Source organism: Flavobacterium sp., assembly GCF_029945805.1.
Classification (GTDB): domain Bacteria; phylum Bacteroidota; class Bacteroidia; order Flavobacteriales; family Flavobacteriaceae; genus Flavobacterium.
Window position 1 is genome coordinate 160,162 of sequence record NZ_JAQSDH010000044.1, and the last position, 8,236, is coordinate 168,397.

An 8,236-nucleotide genomic window follows, 5' to 3' on the forward strand; every position below is an offset into this window, starting at 1 on the left:
TTATTTATTTATTATGTTATTATCTTCGTCTTTAAACAAACTATTTTTTAAAATGGTATATACTGTACCTTCAGAATCAGTAATCAAATCGAATCCTTCGTTATCTATATTATTTTCATGGTATAACAGGCTTTCATCTGCAAGCTCAATTAGTCTTTCCTCTAAAGTTTCAAGCAAAGAACCAAACAAAACCAAATCATCATCAGAATTATCATTTTCACATATATATAGGTTTAGTGAAGGTATAATTTCAGCTGTTACTGGTTTGTCCAAAATTTCAGTTATTGTAGTCAGTACATTTCCATTTTTTTTAGCTTGAATAAAAACATCTTCAAGAGAACGAAAATGATCAATTGCTTTTTTACGCGACTCTATCGGTATATCTTCTTTGAAAATAATTACTTTTTCAGTGTGTCTTTTATCTTCAGTACTCTCATTTAAATTAAAGTAGGAGATGGATATTTTATAAAATGGATGTTTTGTTTTCATGATTTATTGTGTTGCTATTTTTCTGCAATGCGCTTTATCTGTTCTTAACTCTTGTAACTTTAACGGATTGTGAGTATCGTTTAACAAGGGACAATGTTTTTTTATCCACTGAGATTCAACTGAAAAATCGCCTTGAAAAACTAAGCAATTAACTTCAAGATTTCGATTAATCCATTGGATTATTTTTTGTTCATCATGCACTTTAAATTTATAATTATTTTTATTTAAAGCATCTTTTAACGAACCTAATTCAGGCAAAAAACCTAAAACGGCACCAATACTTCTAAAAAAAGTACCATGCCCTTTTGCTCTAAGTTCTTGTCCTAGAAATCGTTTTTTTAAAGTTTGTCCTTCTGCTTTACCAATGTAAATAATTAGATGTTCTCTTTGATTTAAATGCATTTGATATTTTGGTGGCAACTTAGAACCTTTGATTAACTTAATACAATAAAAACCTGTTTGATCAGGTACTGAATTAGTAATTAATTCTGCTTTTTTGAAAACGCCATGAATTAATTGTTTTTCAACAGTATCCTTTAAACCTGTACTTCTGTTTTTAGTTATAGTTGATGTTGTTTCTTTTTTAACTACAGGAACAACAAATTTTCTTCTTAAGGAAGTACTATCATTACAAGTAATAAAGCCTTTGTCAAGTAAACCTTCAAACACACTTGGTGTAATACTTGTTATTCCAAAATCGGATACATAAAAATTAAGCTTTCGCATCAATACTCTGACAGCCTTTTGATCAGCTGCGCTATTTGCTTGACTGTATTTTTTAACTAACAGTCTGAGTACTTCAAGAGTTTCTGAGCTGAATGATGTACTACCTTTCATAATTAATTCTTATTATTTCTTTAATTTTTTAATATCGGCTTCGATTTCTTTTAAACTCTGTTCGATTTCATTGGTTTTTAAAACGCTTTTATATTTTTGAAATTCATCACTTGATTTATCTAACGCCATTTGATGTGAAATTTGTCCTGCATGCGTAAGCAATTCTCTTCCGTTGAGTTGCAAAATACTGTCTAATCGTGCCGTCCAATCTTTCATATACATTGGCGTTTGTTGTTGCGCCATGGTTTCTGCAAAGGCTAAATATTGTTCGACAAGTAAACCCAAAAGTTTCATTTCGTCTTCATTGAGATAGTTTTTAGCAATGCTGACTTCATTCTTTGCAATTGATTTAGTATCTTTTTTATCATACGATTGCATTCCCAAAAGTGGTAATGAGGCATCAACTCTGCGATATACTAATTCGGCTGCAGTATTTTGAGAAATAGCCCAAAGCAATTTATTTTGTACGATTTTGAAGAATTCAATTGTTTTTACATCCTTCGGATCATAGTCAATACTCGTTGTATAAATGTCTTTGATTTTCTGATAGAAGAATTTTTCAGACAGTCGAATTTCACGAATGCGTTGTTGCAATTCGTTAAAATAATTCATAGAAGTTCCCGACTTGAATCGGTCATCATTCAATGCAAATCCTTTTACAATGTACTCTCTCAATCTTTGCGTTGCCCAAATTCTAAACTGAGTTCCTTGTAGTGATTTTACTCGATAACCAACTGAAATTATTACGTCGAGGTTGTATAACTTTACATTACTTTCTTGACTTTTATCAGGTATTGCTCCGTGTGCACTGGTTAGTCGGAAATCCCGACATACCACTTTTTCATCTAATTCACCTTCTTTAAAAATGTTTTGAATGTGTTCTGTTATTGTGGTTCTTGCTTTACCAAACAACAAAGCCATTTGCGCTTGGGTAAGCCAAACAGTTTCTTCTTCAAGGCGAACATCAATTTTGATATTGCCTTCTGGGTTTTGATAAATAAGTATTTCTCCTGTGTCCATAATTATGCTACTCTACCATAAAATTCATTCATATATTCTTTTACAATCATTCCGTTAATTCGTTTGGTTGTGGCAGCATCAAGCGGAATGTTGTTTTTATTCTTAAATTGATCAATTACCAATCGCATCATCATTCTATCCACAAAACTCTCGTTTTCTAACATTTTTGAGTTTTGTAATATTTGTAAATCAACTTCTCTTTTCAATCCTTGCAAGGCTTCAAAAAGTTTACTTTCGCTATCGGTTAGTGGATCTTTTTCCATCAATCGTTTGTGTAAACGAGCGTATTTTTCGTCATTATCATATTTGGCACGCAGCAATTGATTTTTACGTTCCAACTCTTTCGCTTCTTGGTAAATTTTTTCAAGTGCAGAAATATTGGCTTCCATTTCTTCTTTGGTAACTTCACTCAAATTTTTCTTTTTGAACAACCGTTCCAATTCTTCTTTTAACGAAATAAAAACAAGATCTTTTTGATCGAAATTGCTTGCCAACATTTCACGTGTTTTTTGCAAGGTAGTTTTCAATTGGTCAGCTAAAACCATTTCTTCTTCTTTGACTTTTACAAAAGCAAACAACACGTCTTCTAGTGCAATATTCAACAAATTTGAAGTATCTACATTACTCTCTAAGGCTTCTTTGGTATTAATTAATGCTAGATGATTATTAGCTTCCGTTGATAATTTAGTTAGTTTATGAAAATCCAATTTATCTAACAAATCATAATTCCCAGACAAACGAATAAGATTATATAAACTCTTGGCATTATTTAACGCTTTTGCTATTTGCAACATCACATTTCGATCTTGAATTTGAGTAATCTGTTGCGAAAAGATTTCAGCATTTTGAGTATTAAAATGAAATAAAACTTCTTTTATTTCCTGAATCTCGGCATTGATTTCTTCTTTCGATTTGAAGAGGTTGGAATAATGTTCCATTTCATCACCCAGTTCCGCTTGCAATTCGTTGAAATAGTCTTGATTGGTTTTATCAAACTCTTTTTGAATATCAGCAAAATCAACTACATAACCGTATTTAAAATCTTTGTATGTTCGGTTGACACGCGTTAACGTTTGCAATAAGTTATGTGATTTAATCACTCTACCTATGTATAGTTTTTTCAATCGTGGCGCATCAAAACCAGTCAATAACATATTGAAAACAAACAATAAATCGATGTTACCATCTTTAAATTGATCGATTTGGTTTTTACGTTCGTCTTTAGTTCCAATATCATGTAAAATTACAGCAGCAGTTGTTACTTTACTTTCTGTTTTCTTTTTATTGCCATAACTTTCTGGTGGTTCGGCTGCCATGAGCAAACCATTTTCACTAGTAGTATTGCAAGCATATTTAGATTGAAAAATTTCAAATAACATTTTCGCCTGTTCAGAAGAATCACAAACTACCATTGCACCTATAGAATTATCATTCATTGCAATTCGAGCTTTTTCAAAATCTTGAACAATATAATCCAACATTGGTTCTACAAACTTGTGGTGTGCATAAACCAGTTTTTTATCACCGTTGCCTTTTAGAATATCAATTTCTTCTAAAGCTGCTTTTAAAGTAAGTTGGTAATTGGTTTCGATTTCTTCCCGAATCAATCGCAAGGTATAACCGTCAGCAATAGACGAATTGTAATAGTATTTATGAAAATAACCTCCAAATAATGATTTTGAATTGTAATCGGTTCCTAAAAGTGGCGTTCCTGTCAAACCAATTTTTATCGCGTTAGGATCGGATTCATTTAGATTGGCTAAAAAACTTCCTTTTGGATTATAACTTCGATGTACTTCATCTAAAAAGTAAACACGTTGAATGTTTAAATTATAATCGGTATTGCGAACCACATCGGGATCGTCTTGAAATTTTTGAATGTTTACAACCGTAATTTCTGCTTTACCAGAATGGTTATGAATTACGCTAATTGATTTAATATCCTTTGCAAAAGCTTCTCTGCTACTAATTTCATGCACTACCAAACCTCTACTTTTGAATTCTTTAGCTGATTGAATTAATAGATCAATACGATCCACAATAAAATAGAATTTTGGAATGATATTTTTCTGTTGAAAATAATTTGTCAAGTATTTTACGTTATAATAGGCTAAGGCCGTTTTTCCGCTTCCTTGCGTATGCCAGATAATACCTTTTTTTATTCCATCATCAAGTTTACTTGCAATGGCTTTGGTGGCAAACAGTTGCGGATAACGCATGATGTGCTTCTGCAATCCTGAATTACTTTTTACATAAGCGATTCCGTATTGCAATACAAATTGCAAGCGCTCTCTTTGTAATAAAGAAGTACAAATTCTATTGGTTGGAGAAGAAGTTGGGTTTTTATTGGTAATAAATTCAGCTGAGTATTTAATTCCAACTAAATTATTATCTTTTAAAACAGTTGTTTCTGTTTCATCATCTACGGAAGAAAGCAATTGATGTAAATCGAAAGTAGCTTCTTCTCTAAAAAAATTAAAACTAGGTTTTTGATAGGGTGCGGTTGCATAAAAAGCGCCTTGCAATATAGATGTTGATTCAGAATCATATTCCATATTATTAGAAAATACCATCAATTGCGTAATATTCACAAACTGACGGAATTTTTTATTTTTAAAGCGAGTTTCAATGCGCTTGTGCTCGGCTTGAATTCCGTCAAGATTATTTGGTTTCTTAACTTCTATAAAAACCAAAGGCATTCCATTGATTAATAAGATTACGTCTGGCCGAAATTCATCGTCATCTTTTTTATACTTGAGTTCCGTTACTACATGAAATGAATTATTATCGAAATTTTCAAAGTCAAGTAAACGAATTCCAGATTGGTCTGTAAGTTTTTCATAAAATGCTTTTCCCAAATCTTCATTTTCTAAAGTCAAAGCTACTTCATTGTAAAAACGTGAAATATCGTTAGAACTTAATTCAGGATTTAATTGTTGAATACTTTCATTAAAGATATCCGTAAATATATTGGTTGACTCATCCCATTTAGCGTCTTTCAACGAAAGATAGGTATATCCTAAACGCATCAAATGAAGTATAGTTGGAATTTTTACGCGAGAGTCTTCGTTGAAGTGCATGAGATTAGTTACTTATTATTTTATTCTTTCATAAATAAAGAATAGTCTTAGTTAACTTACCAAACCTATTGAAATAAATTGACTTTAACAATTTTATTTAACTACATTCTATTGCTCATTCCTTTAAACTCAATAAAATTAAATGCTTCAAATAATCGGTCGTAATTTCTATCACCGTAACGATCAAAGCTTTCTATTGCTGAACTCATGTCATTCGGGTAATCAGAATCATAATTACATAAAATTAAAGTTCTAAAGTTTTTACTTTCGCAGCGTTGATAAAGAATCTCTTTGAATAAATCGACTTTCCCAAAATTTGATGCTACTCTTTCATTTTTAACATCATCGAAAATTCTAAAACTCTTACTATATTTAGTTATAGTTTCGCTTTTGAAATTATTCAAACTGCTCTCAAATTCTTCAACTATATCAGCAGTGTTATGCATTCTAACTGGGCATCCATCAAAATTCAAACTCAATTTTTTAATCAACGAAACTATTGTTCTAAAAATCGTTGTTTTACCTACTCCAAAACCTCCCACGATTAGCAAACCTTTATCTAATGAATTATTACATTTATCAACTTTATATATACATGGTGAATTTGTAAAATTTGGCTCTCGTAAAAAGTAATATAGTAGAGTAAAAACAAATCTTTTTGATTCAATTGTGATTATAAATCTTTTTTGATTTAGAACTTCATATTCAATCAAAAACAATTTCCAAAAGTCAGGAGCAATCAGTGTTTTCTCAAACATTGGAAAGCGTTTCGGATCAATTCGATTTAAATTAGATCTCAATAAATAATTTTTAGCTAGGTTTTCCAAATAATTTGAAACGGAATCATTGTTGTTCGTTTCCATTATGGTCTATTTTTAGTTAATTTTTGTTTTTCAATTTTAGATCCAAAGGTTTTCCAGTTTTTCACTTTGATTTGAATGTTCCAGTAATTTTCCTCTTCAAATCGCAGCCGCCCAGTTTGAATACTTTCAACCGTCCAATAATCAATAAATGAATTTAAATGTTCTAAAGAATAATTATTTGAAAATTCTAAAACTTTGTTTTTAAAAATTTCTATTCTTTCTTCAATTTCTTTTTTTTCTTTATTATTATTGTTTGTTGTGGTTTGTTTTCGATTTGTTTGCGACTGGTCTGCTATTGGATGTTGAATTTGTTTGAGGTTTGGATCTATACTTTTATCGTGAAACCCTAAATTTATTAACTTCAACTTTGTGAATTTGTTTGTGGAAGTCTTTTTTAAAATTCCAGTTTTTTCTAGTTTAGATAACGATTCACGAATTTTAAATTCGGACATCATTAGTTCATTACTTAGTTTATTAACTGAAGTGATATGTTCATCCACTAGTATCTCTATTCCACGCCACTTTGCGGGAGCATAATTTACTTTGATCAGTAAATGTATATACACTCGAAAAACATCAGGGTGGTCATACCATTCCCATTCTAAAATGGCTCTCGGCAGCTTTACAAAGCCATTTTTTATAGATAAATTTTCCATAATATTTAATTAAAAATAAACTATACGATTTTGATGAGCATCAAAATAAGGCTTTTGACCAAAATTATTCATCGCTAAATTATTTACAGGATAATACCTATTTACAATTTTATCTTCCAATTTCTTTAAATCTCCTTTAGTCGCTGGTTTGTTAATTTCGGGAGTGAGTAAACTTTCAGCAATTTTAACAATTGCAATTCCTGCGACAGAATTTCCTACACCAGATAAACTCATTTTATCGATCTTAGTTGGTTCAGATTTACTTATTGCTTTTTCATTTACTACAGGTAGTGACAAGTTGGAACCTTTGCTTCTTTTGATAAATGCATTTGTTCTGCAACTGTTACTGCAATACTTTTGAAAGTTTCTCCTTTTGGGAATATAATCTTTGCCGCAATATTGGCAGAAATAAAAATAGTTGTCCATGGTGCGTAAATTATACGTTAGTTTTACGTTTAAATTAAAGATAATTAATTGAATTACCTTTTATAACGTGAAGATTTAACTTCGTTCATGGCTTTCTCTAAGCTTTCGTTGGTAATTAAAATTCGATTTCCAATCTTGAAAGCTTTCAATATTCCTCTGTCAATATAATTTCTAACAGTTAAGGTACTTACCTTTAATTCTAAGGCAGTTTCTTTGATGGTATAATGTTTCTTTTTTGTTTTTGCTAATTCTTTTTTCGAATAGAATTCTTGGATAGCGGAGTCTGGAGAAGATCTTACAATATCTTCTAACATTTCTGGAGTTGTAATAACTAGTTTCATAATTTTAAATTTTAAATTATGCAAACTAACCTTGTGCACTTAGGTCGATTTGCTTGTTTTTGATTATGTAAATCTACAAGCACTTCTAAATTTTAGAATATTAAATATCTAATATATTCTTATACTAGATACATATCAATATATTGACTAACAATAAGTTAATTATTTATATTGTAATTAAATCTATAAAAAATCTAATAATTATTTATTGCGTTTTAGATTTTAAGGTATATTTTCTTCTGTTTTTCAAAAAAGTCATCTACTGTAACTAATTCTGGATCATCATTTTTATTATAATTAGGCTTCATGTGATTATTTTTAAAACTATCTGTAACATGCAGTTCACCAATTAAAAACTTTGATTTTATAAATTGGAAAGCATTTTCTTTATAGTGAAGTACTAAATAGTCACTCAAATGATAAAAAATTCTACCAATAAAATTTAATTTTTTTGGTTTATCTAATGGAATTGGATATACTAATTTAGCTTCCAGTTGGAGTTAAGAATAAAATCTTAATTTTAA

Annotated in this window: 8 protein-coding genes; all 8 read right to left on the bottom strand. The window is 30.2% G+C overall.

Annotated elements, in window-relative coordinates; all coding sequences use genetic code 11:
• A complete protein-coding gene (locus tag PSU83_RS12390; protein WP_300589810.1) occupies positions 1-489 on the bottom strand; it encodes a hypothetical protein in 489 nt (162 codons plus the stop codon).
• Positions 490-492: 3 nt separating this feature from the next.
• A complete protein-coding gene (locus tag PSU83_RS12395) occupies positions 493-1,326 on the bottom strand; it encodes a GIY-YIG nuclease family protein (protein WP_300589811.1) in 834 nt (277 codons plus the stop codon).
• A gap of 12 nt (positions 1,327-1,338) precedes the next feature.
• Positions 1,339-2,346 (bottom strand): RhuM family protein, encoded by a 1,008-nt coding sequence (gene rhuM / locus PSU83_RS12400; RefSeq protein WP_300589813.1) that lies wholly within the window; start codon positions 2,344-2,346, stop codon positions 1,339-1,341.
• A 2-nt stretch (positions 2,347-2,348) separates the two neighbouring features.
• Positions 2,349-5,426: a type I restriction endonuclease gene (locus PSU83_RS12405; RefSeq protein ID WP_300589814.1), complete on the bottom strand. Its 3,078-nt coding sequence runs from the start codon at positions 5,424-5,426 to the stop codon at positions 2,349-2,351.
• A gap of 101 nt (positions 5,427-5,527) precedes the next feature.
• A complete protein-coding gene (locus tag PSU83_RS12410; protein ID WP_300589815.1) occupies positions 5,528-6,289 on the bottom strand; it encodes a hypothetical protein in 762 nt (253 codons plus the stop codon).
• The gene (locus PSU83_RS12415) at positions 6,289-6,945 is read right to left on the bottom strand and encodes a hypothetical protein (RefSeq protein WP_300589817.1); all 657 of its coding nucleotides are present in this window, start codon (positions 6,943-6,945) and stop codon (positions 6,289-6,291) included. The genes PSU83_RS12410 and PSU83_RS12415 overlap by 1 nt, the downstream gene beginning before the upstream one ends.
• 9 nt (positions 6,946-6,954) lie before the next feature.
• Entirely contained in the window at positions 6,955-7,242 is a 288-nt protein-coding gene (locus PSU83_RS12420; protein ID WP_300589819.1) for a hypothetical protein, read from the bottom strand.
• A gap of 182 nt (positions 7,243-7,424) precedes the next feature.
• The gene (locus tag PSU83_RS12425; RefSeq protein WP_300589820.1) at positions 7,425-7,712 is read right to left on the bottom strand and encodes a helix-turn-helix domain-containing protein; all 288 of its coding nucleotides are present in this window, start codon (positions 7,710-7,712) and stop codon (positions 7,425-7,427) included.
• Positions 7,713-8,236: the final 524 nt, after the last annotated feature.